At 64.7% G+C, this 14,295-nt stretch carries 14 protein-coding genes; 8 read left to right on the forward strand and 6 right to left on the reverse strand.

The features are described 5' to 3' along the window. Positions 1 to 36 precede the first annotated feature (36 nt). The 4 genes from HL666_RS16345 to HL666_RS16360 form a co-directional block, all read right to left on the reverse strand. On the reverse strand, positions 37 to 1,110 hold the full coding sequence (locus HL666_RS16345) for a branched-chain amino acid ABC transporter permease (RefSeq protein WP_172182413.1): 1,074 nt from the start codon (positions 1,108 to 1,110) through the stop codon (positions 37 to 39). 3 nt (positions 1,111 to 1,113) lie between these two features. Beyond that, on the reverse strand, positions 1,114 to 2,007 hold the full coding sequence (locus tag HL666_RS16350; RefSeq protein ID WP_172112821.1) for a branched-chain amino acid ABC transporter permease: 894 nt from the start codon (positions 2,005 to 2,007) through the stop codon (positions 1,114 to 1,116). A 205-nt stretch (positions 2,008 to 2,212) separates the two neighbouring features. Then, on the reverse strand, positions 2,213 to 4,144 hold the full coding sequence (locus tag HL666_RS16355; RefSeq protein WP_172182415.1) for a long-chain fatty acid--CoA ligase: 1,932 nt from the start codon (positions 4,142 to 4,144) through the stop codon (positions 2,213 to 2,215). Then, positions 4,141 to 5,010, reverse strand: a complete 870-nt coding sequence (locus HL666_RS16360) for an ABC transporter ATP-binding protein (RefSeq protein ID WP_376698597.1) — start codon at positions 5,008 to 5,010, stop codon at positions 4,141 to 4,143. The genes HL666_RS16355 and HL666_RS16360 overlap by 4 nt, the downstream gene beginning before the upstream one ends. Positions 5,011 to 5,300: 290 nt before the next feature. Here HL666_RS16360 and HL666_RS16365 point away from each other — a divergent pair, with 290 nt between their 5' ends. Both HL666_RS16365 and fcl read left to right on the forward strand, forming a co-directional pair. Then, positions 5,301 to 5,975 carry a Crp/Fnr family transcriptional regulator gene (locus tag HL666_RS16365; RefSeq protein ID WP_172112662.1) on the forward strand — a complete coding sequence of 225 codons (675 nt, stop codon included), beginning with the start codon at positions 5,301 to 5,303 and terminating at the stop codon, positions 5,973 to 5,975. 43 nt (positions 5,976 to 6,018) lie between these two features. Continuing rightward, on the forward strand, positions 6,019 to 6,972 hold the full coding sequence (fcl, locus tag HL666_RS16370) for a GDP-L-fucose synthase (protein WP_311975768.1): 954 nt from the start codon (positions 6,019 to 6,021) through the stop codon (positions 6,970 to 6,972). Between the two features lie 131 nt (positions 6,973 to 7,103). On the opposite strand, the gene HL666_RS16375 is transcribed toward fcl, so the two are convergent. Then, positions 7,104 to 7,946 (reverse strand): uroporphyrinogen-III synthase, encoded by an 843-nt coding sequence (locus tag HL666_RS16375; protein ID WP_172182419.1) that lies wholly within the window; start codon positions 7,944 to 7,946, stop codon positions 7,104 to 7,106. Between the two features lie 156 nt (positions 7,947 to 8,102). On the opposite strand from HL666_RS16375, the gene purU reads away from it, so the two are divergent. Further along, positions 8,103 to 8,966: a formyltetrahydrofolate deformylase gene (gene purU / locus HL666_RS16380; RefSeq protein ID WP_172112665.1), complete on the forward strand. Its 864-nt coding sequence runs from the start codon at positions 8,103 to 8,105 to the stop codon at positions 8,964 to 8,966. A gap of 12 nt (positions 8,967 to 8,978) precedes the next feature. On the opposite strand, the gene HL666_RS16385 is transcribed toward purU, so the two are convergent. Beyond that, positions 8,979 to 9,275, reverse strand: coding sequence for a hypothetical protein (locus HL666_RS16385; RefSeq protein ID WP_376698598.1), 297 nt, complete (start codon positions 9,273 to 9,275; stop codon positions 8,979 to 8,981). 270 nt (positions 9,276 to 9,545) lie between these two features. Here HL666_RS16385 and HL666_RS16390 point away from each other — a divergent pair, with 270 nt between their 5' ends. From HL666_RS16390 to HL666_RS16410, 5 genes are all read left to right on the forward strand, one after another. Further along, on the forward strand, positions 9,546 to 10,727 hold the full coding sequence (locus HL666_RS16390) for an ABC transporter substrate-binding protein (protein ID WP_172182421.1): 1,182 nt from the start codon (positions 9,546 to 9,548) through the stop codon (positions 10,725 to 10,727). 148 nt (positions 10,728 to 10,875) lie between these two features. Then, the gene (locus HL666_RS16395) at positions 10,876 to 11,745 is read left to right on the forward strand and encodes a branched-chain amino acid ABC transporter permease (protein WP_172112667.1); all 870 of its coding nucleotides are present in this window, start codon (positions 10,876 to 10,878) and stop codon (positions 11,743 to 11,745) included. Between the two features lie 7 nt (positions 11,746 to 11,752). Further along, positions 11,753 to 12,790 (forward strand): branched-chain amino acid ABC transporter permease, encoded by a 1,038-nt coding sequence (locus tag HL666_RS16400; protein WP_172182423.1) that lies wholly within the window; start codon positions 11,753 to 11,755, stop codon positions 12,788 to 12,790. Next, on the forward strand, positions 12,787 to 13,533 hold the full coding sequence (locus HL666_RS16405; protein ID WP_172112669.1) for an ABC transporter ATP-binding protein: 747 nt from the start codon (positions 12,787 to 12,789) through the stop codon (positions 13,531 to 13,533). The genes HL666_RS16400 and HL666_RS16405 overlap by 4 nt, the downstream gene beginning before the upstream one ends. Next, positions 13,533 to 14,249 (forward strand): ABC transporter ATP-binding protein, encoded by a 717-nt coding sequence (locus tag HL666_RS16410; RefSeq protein ID WP_172182804.1) that lies wholly within the window; start codon positions 13,533 to 13,535, stop codon positions 14,247 to 14,249. Before HL666_RS16405 ends, HL666_RS16410 begins: the two co-directional genes overlap by 1 nt. The last annotated feature ends 46 nt before the right edge of the window (positions 14,250 to 14,295 follow it).

Below are 14,295 nucleotides of genomic sequence, written 5' to 3' on the forward strand. Positions count from 1 at the left end.
TCGGGCCGGATTGTCGCCGGTCCCTTTTGGTTGGAATCAATGTGAGAACGGATAGAGCTTCCAGTAGGTCTTGATCTGGCGCCAGCGATGCGCGAGTCCGTCCGGCTCGAACATCAGGAAGGCGATGATGATCATGCCGATCGCGATCTCGCGCAGGAACGTGATGTTGTTGTTGAGCGCGAGCGCCTTGTCGATGCTGCTGCCCTTCAGATTGTGGCTCAGCCACTCCATCGATTCCGGCAGCAGCACCACGAAGGCGGTCCCCATCAGGGTGCCCATGATCGAGCCGGTGCCGCCGATGATGATCATGGCCAGGAACAGGATGGAGCGCTCGATGCCGAAGCCTTCCTGCGAGATCACAAGCTGATAGTGCGCATAGAGCGCGCCAGCGATGCCGGCGAAGAAGGCGGCGAGGCCGAACGACAGCGTACGGTATTTGGTCAGATTGATGCCCATGATCTCGGCCGAGAGATAGTGGTCGCGGATCGCGATGAGCGCGCGGCCGTCGCGGGTGCGCATCAGGTTGGTGACCAGGAGGTAGCAGACCAGCACATAGGCCAGCACGACGTAGAAATATTGCCGGTCGCCCCGCAGGGTGTAGCCGAAAATCGAGAACGGATTGGCCGACGCCGGTACCGACCCGCCGGAGAACCATTCGGCGCGGGAGAAGAAGTCGAGCAGGATGTATTGTGCTGCGAGCGTCGCAATGACGAGATAGAGGCCCTTCAGCCGCGCGGCTGGTAAGCCGAAGACGAGCCCCACGAGCGCCGTGATCACGCCGGCGAGCGGGATCGCGAAGAAAACCGGGATCGCATAGGTGTTGTTGATGTAGGCCGAGGTGAAGGCGCCGAGCAGGAAGAAGCCGGCTTGGCCGATCGAGATCTGCCCGGTAAAGCCGACCAGGATGTTGAGGCCGAGCGCGGCGATGGCGAAGATGCCGATCTGGATCGCTACCGACAGCCAGTATTCGGAGAATGCCTGTGGTGCGAAGCACAGCAGGATCACGCCGGCGATCGCGAAATTGCGGCTCGTTCTGGTCGGGAAGATCGTGGTGTCCGCCGCGTAGGAGGTGCGGAAATCGCCGGCGGGTATCGTGGAGCGCGCAACCATGGTTCAGATCCGCTCGATGTCTTTGGTGCCGAACAGGCCGTAGGGCTTGATCATCAGGATGATGATCAGGACGTAGAACGGCGCGATCTCGTAGAGATTGCCCCAATGCAGGTACTGGCTGTCGACATACTGCGCGACGTTCTCCAGCAGCCCGATGATGATGCCGCCGAGCACGGCGCCGCCGACTGAATCGAGTCCGCCGAGGATTGCCGCCGGGAACACCTTGATGCCGTAGGCCGACAAGCCCGATGAGACGCCGTTGACCACGGCCACGACCACACCTGCCACGGCCGAGACCGTGGCTGAGATCGCCCAGGCCATCGCGAAGACGTTCTTCACGGAGATGCCGAGCGACTGCGCCACCTGCTGATTGAAGGCAGTGGCCCGCATCGCGAGGCCGTATTTGGAGACCTTGAAGAACCAGGCCATGCCCAGCATCATCAGCACGGACACCACGAGGCTCATGACGTAGACGGTTTGAATCTGCAGCCCGAACAGATCGACGGCCTTGCTGGCGAACACCGGCGGGAACGGCTGCGGATTGACGCCGAACATCCATTTCAGCGCCGCCTGGAACACGGTCGAGAGACCGATCGTCACCATGATCACGGAAATGATCGGCTCGCCGATCATCGGCCGGAGGATCACGACCTGAACCGCGATGCCGAACGCGAACATGAAGACGAGCGTCAGCGGCATGCCGACCCAGAACGGCACCTGGTATTTGGTGAGCATCAGCCAGCATACCCAGGCGCCGATCAGCAGCAGCTCACCTTGCGCGAAGTTGACGACCTGGGTCGCCTTGTAGATCAGCACGAACGACATCGCGACCACGCCATAGAGCGTGCCGACCACGAGGCCGTTGACGAGGAGCTGCAGGAGGAAGGAGGTGTTCATGATCGTACGGGCACGCTGCAACCCTCTCCCCTTGTGGGAGAGGGTGGCTGCGCGCAGCGCAGCCGGGTGAGGGGTTCTCTCCGCGGGCGAGCAAGGGGAGAGGGACCCCTCACCCGACTGCGCTCGCGTCGACCGGCGGCGCTGCCCTCTCCCACAAGGGGAGAGGGCGCAGTCATGCTCGGCGCAGCTTGCTGAAGCAGTCGCATCACTCCGCGGCCTCCGCGATTGGGCCGTGACCGCCGAGGTCCACCACCTTCAGCGTGGTACGGATGCGCTGGGTGGTGCCGTCCTGGAAGCGGATGATGGTGTCGACCGGGATGGCCGGCTTGCCGCCATAGATTCCGTCGATGATGTCTGCGTATTTCTCATTGATCACGCTGCGGCGGACTTTTCGGGTGCGGGTCAGCTCGCCGTCGTCGGCGTCGAGCTCCTTGTAGAGCAGGAGGAAGCGCGAGATGCGCTGCGCCGGCGGCAGATGCGCATTGACGGTCTCGACCTCCTTCTGCAGGAGCGCATAGACCTCGTTGCGCGAGGCGAGGTCGGAATAGGTGGTGAAGGCGATGCGGTTCTTCTCGGCCCATTTCGAGATGATCGAGTAGCGGATGCAGATCATCGCGGCGAGATGCTCGCGGCCGGCGCCGAGCACGACGGCTTCTGCGATGTAGGGCGAGAACTTCAGCTTGTTCTCGATATATTGCGGCGAGAAGCGCTCGCCGCGCGCGGTCTCCGCGAGGTCCTTGATGCGGTCGATGACGACGAGCTGTTTCGCGTCGTTGAAGTAGCCGGCGTCGCCCGAATGCATCCAGCCGTCCTTGATATCGGCGGCCGAGGCCTCCGGGGCCTTGTAGTAGCCCAAGAACATGTTGGGATGACGCACCAGGATCTCGCCGATGCCCTGGCTGTCGGGCTGGTCGATCTTGATCTCGATGTCCTCGGCCATCGGTACGCCGGTCGTATCGGGATCGACCTTGTTCTCGGGATGCAGCGTGTAGGCGCCGAGCAGCTCGGTCTGGCCGTATAGGGTGCGCAGCGGCACGCCCATGGCGCGGAAGAACTTGAACGTATCGGGTCCGAGCGCCGCACCGCCGGTCGCCGCGGAGCGCAGGCGCGTGAAGCCGAGCCGGTCACGCAGGGCGCGGAAGAGAAGCATGTCGGCTAGGCCCGAATGCTCGCCCTTCTCCAGCGCCGCCAGGCCTGCCGTCATGCCCAAATGATAGAGACGCTGCTTCAGCGGCGAGGCATCCATGACGGCGGCGCGGACGTCGGCTGCGATCTGCTCCCACACCCTCGGTGCGAACAGCACGAAGGTTGGTGCGATCTCGCGAAAGTCGTTCATCATGGTGTCCGGCTCTTCGACGAAGTTGACCTTCATCCGGCAGAGCAGACCTTTTCCGAGCACATAGACCTGTTCCATGATCCACGGCAGCGGCAGCACCGAGACGTATTCGTCGTCCGGTCCCTTCGGATCGAAGGCGAGATAGGTGGCGCAATGCTTCAGCACGCGCGCCGCCGACAGCATCGCGAGCTTGGGATGCGACGTCGTCCCCGAGGTGGTGCAGAGGATCGCAACGTCCTCGCCCTCGGTCGCGTCGACCATGCGATCGTAGAGATCGGGCTCGCGCGCGGCACGGGCGCGGCCGAGTTCGGCGAGTTTGTCGGCGGGCAGTAGCCGAGGATCATCATACTTCCGCATGCCGCGCGGATCGGAATAGATGATGTGCTTGAGCACTGGCACGCGGTCGGCAAGGTTCAGCAGCTTGTCGACCTGCTCCTCGTCCTCGGCGAACACCAGCCGGGCCTCGCCATAGTTCAAGAGATAGGCCGCCTCGTCGTCGAGGACGTCGCGATAGAGGCCGAGACTATGGCCCCGGATCGCATGGGTTGCGATCTCCGCAGCGACCCAGTCGGGCCGGTTGTCGCCGATGATGCCGATCACGTCGTCCTTGCCGAGCCCGAGCTCGGTCATGCCCAGCGTGAAGTCGCGCACGCGCGTGTGGTAGTCCGCCCAGGTGAAGGTACGCCACAGCCCGAGATCCTTCTCGCGCAGCGCGATTTCCTTGCCGTGCTCCTTCGCATTCAACCGCAAGAGCTTCGGATAGGTGTCGGCCTGCTTGACGCGGCCCGCGTAGTCCATCATGCCGCGTCCTCCGCGATGGAGGGCGCATCGTCGGGATCGACCAGCAGTTCGTCCTCCTCGCCGAGATAGGCGCGCTTGACGTGGGGATCAGCGAGCACCGCCGCGGGATCGCCCTCGGCGATCTTGCGGCCGAAATCGAGCACCATGACGCGGTGGGAGATGTCCATGACGACGCCCATGTCGTGCTCGATCATCACGACGGTCATGCCGTATTCCTCGTTGAGGTCGACGATGTAGCGGGCCATGTCCTCCTTCTCCTCGAAGTTCATGCCGGCCATCGGCTCGTCGAGGAGGATGAGATGCGGCTCCAACGCCATCGCGCGGGCGAGCTCGACGCGCTTGCGCAGGCCGTAGGAGAGGGTGCCGGCCGGCGCCTTCCGCACCGACTGCAGGTCGAGGAAGTCGATGATCTGCTCGACCTTCTCGCGATGCTTCAACTCCTCCCGCCGCGCGCCGGTGAGCCAGTACAGCGAACCGGTGAGGAAGTTGTTCTTCAGAAGATGGTGGCGCCCGACCATGATGTTGTCGAGCACGCTCATGTGGTGGAACAGCGCGAGGTTCTGGAAGGTGCGGCCGATGCCGATGTTGGCGCGCGCGTTCGGCGGCAGGCCGGTGATGTCGCGGCCGCGGTGAAACAGGCGGCCTTCAGTCGGCTTGTAGCGGCCGGAGATGCAGTTGACGATCGAGGTCTTGCCGGCGCCGTTCGGGCCGATGATCGAGAACAGCTCGCCCTCGCGCACGCCGAAGCTGACGTCGGTCAGGGCCTTCACCCCGCCGAAACGCAGCGAGACTCCGCGCGCTTCCAACGTATAGTCCAAGTCGTCCTCCCGAAGTCCTTGTCGGCGCTTGTCGCGCTCTTCAAGCATCGTGTCGCGACGTATCCTTCGTCGCTGTCGTCGCAATCCTAGCCCGCTCACCGGTTCCGCGCCATCCGACGAATGACGGGCCACCGGGGTGCGGCGCACTTTGCCGCATCCGAGGGCCGACCGGCATCTTCCGCGCACTGGGGAGGCGCCGATTCGAATGCGGTGGTCCTCGATAGGGGAAAGCGCTATCAGGAACTGTCTTGCGCCTGACAATTGCCAGGCAAAATTCATGACGTGATTGTTGCGATGCAATATGGTCGCTGCGAGATTCGACGAGACGAGATGACGGCTTGATCGCCCCGGACACCCTGCTGCGCATCGCGCCCTGGTCGCGCCATCTCAAGCCCGAGGAGGTCGAGGTCGCCTCGGCCGGCGTCGTCGAGCGTTCCTTCGCGGCCAACGAGCACATCTTTCTGCGCGGCGACCAGTTCGACTACTGGACCGGCATAGTGACGGGCCTGGCACGCATGAGCACGGTCTCGCGAGGTGGCAAGGCCACGACCTTTGCCGGCATGTCGGCGGGCGCCTGGTTCGGCGAGGGCAGCGTGCTGAAGAACGAGCCGCGCCGCTACGACGTGGTGGCGCTGCGCGCCACGCGCGCGGCGCTGATGGAGCGGCCGACCTTCATGTGGCTGTTCGAGAACAGCGTCGGCTTCAACCGTTTCCTGGTCACCCAGCTCAACGAGCGGCTGGGCCAGTTCATCGGCCTCGTCGAGGTCGGCCGTACGCTGGATGCGACGGCGCGGCTCGCCCGCAGCATCGCCTCGCTGTTTAACCCGATCCTTTACCCGAACACGACGCGCCACCTGGAGATCACCCAAGAGGAGATCGGCGCGCTCTCGGGCCTGTCGCGGCAGAACGCCAATCAATGCCTGAAGACGCTGGAGCGCGAGGGCCTGTTGCGGGTGGAATATGGCGGGGTGACAGTCCTCGACCTCGATCGCCTGCGCTGCTACGGGGATTAGAGCCGTTGCGGCATGATTGACGATGCAACTGAGGAGATGGCCCGTGACGTCCCGCTTTGACCTCGCCGGAAAACGCGTCTTTGTCGCCGGCCATCGCGGCATGGTCGGCGGCGCTCTGGTGCGGCGCCTGGCGCGGGAGGACGTCGCGCTCACGACGGTGTCGCGCAGCGAGATCGATCTGCGTGATCAAGCTGCCGTGTTCTCGTGGTTCGCGAAGTCCCGGCCTCAGGCCGTGTTCCTTGCAGCCGCCAAGGTCGGCGGCATCGTCGCCAACAACACGTTGCGCGCCGAGTTCATCTACGACAACATCGCCATCGCCACCAACATCATCCATGCCGCCCATGTGAACGGTGCCGAGAAGCTGATGTTTCTCGGCTCCTCCTGCATCTATCCCAAGCTCGCAGCCCAGCCCCTGCGAGAGGATTCGATGCTGACGGGGCCGCTCGAGCCGACCAACGAGCCCTATGCCATTGCCAAGATCGCGGGCATCAAGATGGTCGAGGCCTATCGCAGCCAGTATGGCGCGGACTTCATCAATGTCATGCCGACCAATCTGTACGGCCCGGGTGACAATTATCATCCGGAGTACAGCCACGTCGTGGCGGCGCTGATCCGGCGCTTCCACGAGGCTAAGCTTGCCGAGGCCGCTGAAGTCGTGGTGTGGGGCACCGGCACGCCGCGGCGCGAGTTTCTCTACGTTGACGATATGGCGGATGCCTGCGTGCACCTGATGAAGACCTATTCGGATCACGAACTGGTCAATATCGGCACCGGTGAGGACATCACCATTGCCGATTTCGCCCGCGTGGTCGCGGCCGCTGTCGGCTATCACGGTCGCATCAGCTTCGATCCCTCCCGGCCCGACGGCACACCGCGCAAGCTGCTCGATGTGTCGCGACTTGCCAGGCTCGGCTGGCGTGCGACGACCTCGCTCGAAGACGGCATCGCGCGCGCGTACCAGGCGTTCCTGCAGGAGACGGGGCAGGCGGCTACTTAGCACTTCGTCGTCGTCCCGGCCTTGCGGCGGGACCTTCACCGCGTGATTTGCCAAATGGCCGAGCGGCGCGTTCCGCGCGTCTCATCGTGTTCGGTGGCCACGGGTCCCGCCGCACGGCCGGGACGACACCGTTAGTTGGGCGCGGTTCGTTGTGCCTTCACCCCCAGCGCGCTGGCCATGGCCGAGATCAGCGGCTTCATGAAGTAGGCCTCGCCCGCCGGCGTGATCGAGGGTGACAGCCCGTGCGCAGCCAGCTCCTCCGTCACCACCGGCCCGACCGAGGCGATGGGCGTCCGCGCCAATCCCTGCCGCAGCCGCTCTTCGACACCGTGCGCCTTGGCGACATCGAACAAGCGCCGCGGCTGCCCCGAGCTCGTCAGCGCGATCGCATCGACCTTGCCGGCGGTCATCTCGTCGATCGCGGTGAGAATGTTCGCATCCGCCGCCTTGGCGTCGTAGACATAGGGCAGCACGGGATCGACCTCGGCGCCGCCGGCCTTGATGGCGCCGATCAGCGCCGAATGGTCCTTGTCCGGGTAGAGCTGCAGGCCCAGCCTATGTCCCTTCAGGTCGCAGCGGGCCAGCAGCTCGGCGACGCCCTCCGACGTCGGCTTCTCGGTCGTGACCTGCGATTCCAGCCCGAGCTCGCGCAGAGCACGCCCCGGTTTCGGACCACGGGTGAATTTGCGCGCCTTTTCGAGTGCGGCGATGAACTCGGTTTCGACGCCGATTCGGCGCACCACGGTCATCAGTCGGCGCAGGCCTTCCCCGGTCATCAGCACCAGATCATCCAACGGCCGCTCGATGCACCGGCGGATCCACGCCTCGACCGGGGCCTGGTCCGGCGCATCCTGGATCGTGAACATCGGACATTGCAGCACGTCGGCGCCTTGCTCGGCGAGCAGTCGCGAGAAATGCGCCTCTTCGCGCGTTTCCAGGATCAGGATGCGATTGCCGGTCAGCCGGTCAGCCATGGCCATGCTCCACCATGAGAGGTGATGTTTTGTTCATCCTGCCCTCGCGTCGAGCGTTGGCGCAAGGGCGCGGAGGGTGATAGAGCAGGGCCCAAGCGGGGGCCAAGCCTGCCGCATCATTCTTTCCCACATCATCCGCCCGGTGACGTCATCGCCATGTCCGACCACCAATATGTCCTGACTCTGTCCTGCCCGGATCGCCCCGGGATCGTCTCGGCCGTTTCGACCTTCCTCGCCCACAATGGCCAGAACATTCTCGATGCCCAGCAGTTTGGCGACTTCGAGACGGGTCACTTCTTCATGCGCGTGGTGTTCACGGCCGCCGATCTCGCCGTCAACCTGCCGGCGCTGCAGACCGGCTTCGCCGCGATCGCCGAGCGCTTCTCCATGGACTGGCAGATGCGCGACCGCGCCGGTCAGCGCCGGGTGATGCTGCTGGTGTCGAAGTTCGACCACTGCCTGGTCGACATCCTCTATCGCTGGCGCACCCGCGACCTCTCGATGATCCCGACCGCGATCGTCTCCAACCATCCGCGTGAGACCTATGCCGGGCTCGATTTCGGCGACATTCCCTTCCACCACATGCCAGTCACCAAGGACACCAAGCGCGACCAGGAGCAGGCGATCCTGAAGCTGGTGGAGGAGACCCAGACCGATCTCGTCGTGCTCGCGCGCTACATGCAGATCCTGTCGGATGAGATGTCGGCCAGTCTGTCCGGCCGCTGCATCAACATCCATCATTCGTTCCTGCCCGGCTTCAAGGGCGCCAAGCCCTACCACCAGGCCTATGAGCGTGGTGTCAAGCTAATCGGCGCCACCGCCCATTACGTGACCCGCGACCTCGACGAAGGTCCGATCATCGACCAGGACGTCGAACGCATCAGCCATCGCGACACACCCGAGGATCTCGTACGCAAGGGGCGCGACATCGAGCGGCGGGTGCTGGCGCGGGCGATCCGCTACCACCTCGAGGACCGGGTCATTCTCAACGGCCGCAAGACGGTCGTCTTCATGGATTGACGATGCCGGGCGTCAGCGGCCGGAGACGGTCGCCTGAGCGTTGGTGCTCGACTGCGTCTCCTTGTCGCGTTCGGCTGCCGGCAACTGCCGCTGCCGTTCGCGCTCCTGCATGAAGCGGTCGTACTCGACCGTGCCCGGCCGGGGCGGAGCGCCGGCCGGCAGGCCGCCGGCCCATTGCGGCATCAAGTCGCCCATGCCCGCACCCACCTTCTCGTTGATCGACGAGCAGCCGGCCAGGACCGGCGCAGCCAAGGCCAGCACGGTCATCGCGGCCAGCGATCGCGCGAAAAATGCAGTCCGGGCCGGCATGGAGAGGGACCTTTCATCGTCGCTGCGCGACCCTAGCGGTTTGCCATCAATTCGCAAAAACTTGGCGGTTCGAAGTCGGTGTATTATTATACCTATTGCCGCCATGGTCTGTTCCGGAAACCGACCGTCCACCAACCCTCCCATGAACGCCATTGACAATATCGTGCCGAGTCCGCAGCGATGCGCGCGCGACATCGTGAACGATAGCGCACGGTTAAGACAACAATGGCCGGGGGCTGCGGTCCTGATCCGACCAGGGAGGTAGTTTCAATGTTCGTGCGAAACAAGACACTGACGCTCGCCGCCAGTGCGGCGCTCGCCGCGGCTGCACTCGCGTCCGGTGCGGCGCGCGCCGAAGACGTGTTCAAGATCGGCCTGATCGTGCCGATGACCGGCGGCCAGGCGTCGACCGGCAAGCAGATCGACAACGCAATCAAGCTCTACATGCAGCAGAACGGCGACACCGTCGCCGGCAAGAAGATCCAGGTCATCCTCAAGGACGACGCCGCGCTGCCCGACAACACCAAGCGGCTGGCGCAGGAGCTGATCGTCAACGACAAGGTCAACGTCATCGCCGGCTTCGGCGTGACCCCCGCCGCCTTCGCGGCTGCGCCGCTCGCCACCCAGGGCAAGATCCCCGAGGTCGTGATGGCCGCCGGCACGTCCATCATCACCGAGAAGTCGCCCTATATCGTTCGCACCAGCTTCACGCTGCCGCAGTCCTCGACCATCATCGGTGACTGGGCGGTCAAGAACGGCATCAAGAAGGTCGCGACCCTCACCTCGGACTACGCGCCGGGCAATGACGCGCTGGCCTCGTTCAAGGAGCGGTTCACTGCCGGTGGCGGCGAGATCGTCGAGGAAGTGAAGGTTCCGCTGCAGAACCCGGACTTCGCGCCGTTCCTGCAGCGCATGAAGGACTCCAAGCCGGATGCGATGTTCGTGTTCGTGCCGGCCGGCCAGGGCGGCAACTTCATGAAGCAATATGCCGAGCGCGGTCTCGACAAGAGCGGCATCAAGGTGATCGGGCCGGGCGACGTCACCGACGACGACCTCCTCAACGACATGGGCGATGCCGTGCTCGGTGCAGTCACGGCCCACATGTATTCGGCTGCGCATCCGTCGGCCAAGAACAAGGAGTTCGTCGCCGCCTACAAGAAGGCCTTCAACAGCCGCCCGGGCTTCATGGCCGTCGGCGGTTATGACGGCATCCATCTGATCTACGAAGCGCTCAAGAAGAGCGGCGGCAAGACCGATGGCGACTCGCTGCTTGCGGCGATGAAGGGCATGGCCTGGGAGAGCCCGCGCGGCCCGATCTCGATCGATCCGGAAACCCGCGATATCGTGCAGAACATCTACATCCGCAAGGTGGAGAAGGTCGACGGCGAGCTCTACAACGTCGAGTTCCAGACCTTCGAAGCCGTCAAGGATCCGGGCAAGGCGAAGAAGTGACGCTTCTATCTGCCGTCATGGCCGGGCTTGTCCCGGCCATCCACGTCGTTCTTTGCGGCAAGCTGGACGTGGATGCCCGGGACAAGGCCGGGCATGACGGTGCTTGGAGTTTCTACTTGTCCCTCTCTCTGGTCGCGTAAGCCTTTCAATGACCTCCATCCTCACCAACCTGTTCGACGGCGTCGCCTACGGCATGCTGCTGTTCGTGCTGGCCTGCGGGCTCGCCGTCACGCTCGGCCTGATGAACTTCGTCAATCTCGCCCACGGCGCCTTCGCCATGGCCGGCGGCTATGTCTGCGCCGTGCTCGTCAACCGGATCGGCTGGCCGTTCTTCGCGGCGCTGCCGATGGCCTTCGTGGCGAGCGCACTGATCGGCGCGCTCTTGGAGCGGACGCTCTACCAGCATCTCTACGCCCGCAGTCATCTCGACCAGGTGTTGTTCTCGATCGGCCTGGTGTTCATGACGGTCGCGTCCGTCGACTACATCATGGGATCGTCGCGCATCTTCATCAAGCTGCCCGAGGTGCTGCAGGGCCAGTTCGACATCTTCGGCGTCGGCATCGGCCGCTACCGGCTGATGATCATCGTGATCTGCGGCCTGCTGACGGTGGGCTTGCAGCTCGTGCTGTCCAAGACCCGGTTCGGCAGCCGGCTGCGCGCCGCGGTGGATGATCCGCGCGCGGCCAGCGGCCTCGGTATCAACGTGCCCCAGGTGTTCGCCTTCACCTTCGCGTTCGGCTGCGGCCTTGCCGGCCTTGGCGGCGCGCTCAGTGCCGAGATCCTCGGCCTCGATCCGTATTTCCCGCTGAAGTTCATGATCTACTTCCTGATCGTGGTTACCGTCGGCGGCTCGTCCTCGATCACCGGTCCGTTCCTGGCCTCGCTGCTCCTCGGCATCGGCGACGTCGCCGGCAAGTATTACGTCCCAAAGCTCGGACCCTTCGTCATCTACACCATCATGATCGTGATCCTGATCTGGCGTCCGAACGGCCTATTCGGCCGCACGGCGACGCGGTGAGGATCGCATGACCACGAACGCACAAACCGAGGTCGGCTTCCACGCCAGGCAGCACGGCCGCTGGCACTGGAGCGAGTTCGCCTTCTGGATCGTCGTCCTGGCGGTCGGGCTGGCGTTCCCCTCGCGCTACCTGATCATGACCGAGATCCTGCGTCTGGCGTTGTTCGCGCTGTCGCTCGACCTGATCCTCGGCTATGCCGGCATCGTCTCGCTGGGCCACGCCGCCTTCTTCGGCGTCGGCGCCTATTGCGCCGGACTGTTGTCGGTGCACGGGATCATCAACGAGCCGGTGCTGGCGCTGATCGTGGCGGGGCTTGCCGCCACCGTGCTCGGCTTCGCCACCAGCTTCCTCGTGATCCGCGGCGTCGACCTGACGCGGCTGATGGTGACGCTCGGCATCGCGCTGTTGATGGAGGCGCTCGCGGAGCGCTTCTCCAACATCACCGGCGGCACCGACGGTCTCCAAGGCATCGACATCCAGCCGATCTTCGGCGTGTTCGCCTTCGACATGTTCGGCAAGACCGGCTTCTTCTATTCGCTCGCGGTGCTGTTCGTGCTGTTCCTGCTGGCGCGGGTGATCGTGCATTCGCCGTTCGGCCTGTCGCTCCGCGCGATCAAGAACAATCCGCTGCGTGCCGCCGCGGTCGGCATTCCCGTCAACAAGCGCCTGATCGCGATTTACACGGTCGCAGCGTTCTACGCGGGTGTCGCCGGCGCGCTGTTCACGCAGACCACGGCGCTGGCTTCGCTCGACGTGTTCTCGTTCGAGCGCTCCGCCGACCTCGTGCTGCTGCTGGTCATCGGCGGCTCCGGCTATCTCTATGGCGGACTGATCGGCGCGGCCGTGTTTCGGATGTTGCAGGAACTGTTCCAGTGGATCACGCCGCAATACTGGATGTTCTGGATCGGCCTCGTGCTCGTCGTCATCGTGCTGGTCGGCCGCCACCGCATTCACGCTTACGCGCTGTGGCTGCCCAATTTGATCCTTCGGCAGATCGCCGGCCGCAAGGCGGCGGTGGCCCTCACCGATAACGAGGCGCCATGACCTACGCATTGGAAACCCGCGGCCTCGACAAGCATTTCGGCGGTCTTCACGTCACCCGCGACCTGTCGCTGCAGATCAGACCCGGCGCGCGGCACGCGCTGATCGGCCCGAACGGCGCCGGCAAGACCACGGTGATCAATCAGCTCACCGGCGTGCTGGAGCCCAGTTCGGGGCGCATCCTGCTCGAGGGCCAGGACATCACCGATCTGCCGGTGCACAAGCGCGTGCTGCGTGGCCTGTCGCGCACCTTCCAGATCAACCAGCTCTATGCGGATCTGACGCCGCTCGAGACCATCGGCCTTGCGGTGTCCGAGCGGCTCGGCGGCGGCGGAAATTGGTGGCGGCGCATGGGCACGCGCGACGACATCAATGCCGAGATCGCCGAGACCCTGGAGCGCTTCCGGCTGCTCGACGTCATGAACGACCGCACCTCGACCTTGCCCTATGGCAAGCAGCGCCTGCTGGAGATCGCGGTCGCGATCGCGGCCAAGCCGCGGGTGCTGCTGCTCGACGAGCCCGCTGCCGGCGTCCCGGAGGGCGAGCGCAAGGACATTCTCGCTGCCGTCGCTGCACTGCCGCGCGACGTGACGGTGCTTCTGATCGAGCACGACATGGACCTCGTCTTCTCCTTCGCCGACCGCATCTCGGTGCTGGTCTCCGGCGCTCTCCTGGTCGAGGGCGCGCCTGACGAGGTCGCGCGCGATCCGCAGGTCAAGGCGGTCTATCTCGGCGAGGCCGCATGATGACCGACCTGCTGACAATCGAAAATCTTCGCGCCGGCTACGGTGAGGCGGTGGTGCTGCCGGACATGTCGCTATCGCTGCCGGAGGGGCAGGTGCTGGCGCTGCTCGGCCGCAACGGTACCGGCAAGACCACGCTGATCAACTCCATCGTCGGTGTCACCCGCCGCTTTTCCGGCAAGCTCGCGCTCGGCGGCACCGACATCACGTCGTTGCGCGCCGACCAGCGCGCCCGTGCCGGCATCGGCTGGGTGCCGCAGGAGCGCAATATCTTCCGCTCGCTGACGGTGGAGGAGAACATGACCGCGGTGGCGCAGCCGGGCCCATGGACGGTCGAGCGCGTCTACCAGATGTTTCCGCGGCTCAAGGAGCGCCGCAACAATTTCGGCAACCAGCTCTCCGGCGGCGAGCAGCAGATGCTGGCGATCGGCCGCGCGCTGACGCTCAATCCGAAGGTGCTGCTGCTGGACGAGCCGACCGAGGGCCTCGCCCCGATCATCGTCGAGGAGCTCTTGGCCGCGATCGGCACCATCAGCCGCGCCGGTGGCCTGTGCTCCATCATCGTCGAGCAGCACGCGCAGAAGCTGCTCGCGCTGGCCGACCGCGTCGTGATCCTGGAGCGCGGCACCATCGTGCACGATGCGCCGTCCAGCGCGCTGAAGGCCGATCCGGCGCCGCTCGAGCGCCACCTCGGCGTCTCCAGCGCGGCGGCGCATTGACCTGATCGACGGGCTTGATCGGCCGCACGCGAGGCGTCATCCTCGG

The organism is Bradyrhizobium aeschynomenes, from assembly GCF_013178945.1.
GTDB classification, from domain to species: domain Bacteria; phylum Pseudomonadota; class Alphaproteobacteria; order Rhizobiales; family Xanthobacteraceae; genus Bradyrhizobium; species Bradyrhizobium aeschynomenes.

Bases quoted from the DNA above. Each gene is read 5' to 3' on its own strand.
- HL666_RS16395 (WP_172112667.1), top strand. From the start codon at position 10,876: ATGACCTCCATCCTCACCAACCTGTTCGACGGCGTCGCCTACGGCATG.
- HL666_RS16400 (WP_172182423.1), top strand. From the start codon at position 11,753: ATGACCACGAACGCACAAACCGAGGTCGGCTTCCACGCCAGGCAGCAC.
- HL666_RS16345 (WP_172182413.1), bottom strand. From the start codon at position 1,110: ATGGTTGCGCGCTCCACGATACCCGCCGGCGATTTCCGCACCTCCTAC.
- HL666_RS16350 (WP_172112821.1), bottom strand. From the start codon at position 2,007: ATGAACACCTCCTTCCTCCTGCAGCTCCTCGTCAACGGCCTCGTGGTC.
- HL666_RS16355 (WP_172182415.1), bottom strand. From the start codon at position 4,144: ATGATGGACTACGCGGGCCGCGTCAAGCAGGCCGACACCTATCCGAAG.
- purU (WP_172112665.1), top strand. From the start codon at position 8,103: ATGTCCGACCACCAATATGTCCTGACTCTGTCCTGCCCGGATCGCCCC.
- HL666_RS16410 (WP_172182804.1), top strand. From the start codon at position 13,533: ATGACCGACCTGCTGACAATCGAAAATCTTCGCGCCGGCTACGGTGAG.
- HL666_RS16405 (WP_172112669.1), top strand. From the start codon at position 12,787: ATGACCTACGCATTGGAAACCCGCGGCCTCGACAAGCATTTCGGCGGT.
- HL666_RS16375 (WP_172182419.1), bottom strand. From the start codon at position 7,946: ATGGCTGACCGGCTGACCGGCAATCGCATCCTGATCCTGGAAACGCGC.
- HL666_RS16390 (WP_172182421.1), top strand. From the start codon at position 9,546: ATGTTCGTGCGAAACAAGACACTGACGCTCGCCGCCAGTGCGGCGCTC.
- HL666_RS16385 (WP_376698598.1), bottom strand. From the start codon at position 9,275: ATGCCGGCCCGGACTGCATTTTTCGCGCGATCGCTGGCCGCGATGACC.
- HL666_RS16360 (WP_376698597.1), bottom strand. From the start codon at position 5,010: ATGCTTGAAGAGCGCGACAAGCGCCGACAAGGACTTCGGGAGGACGAC.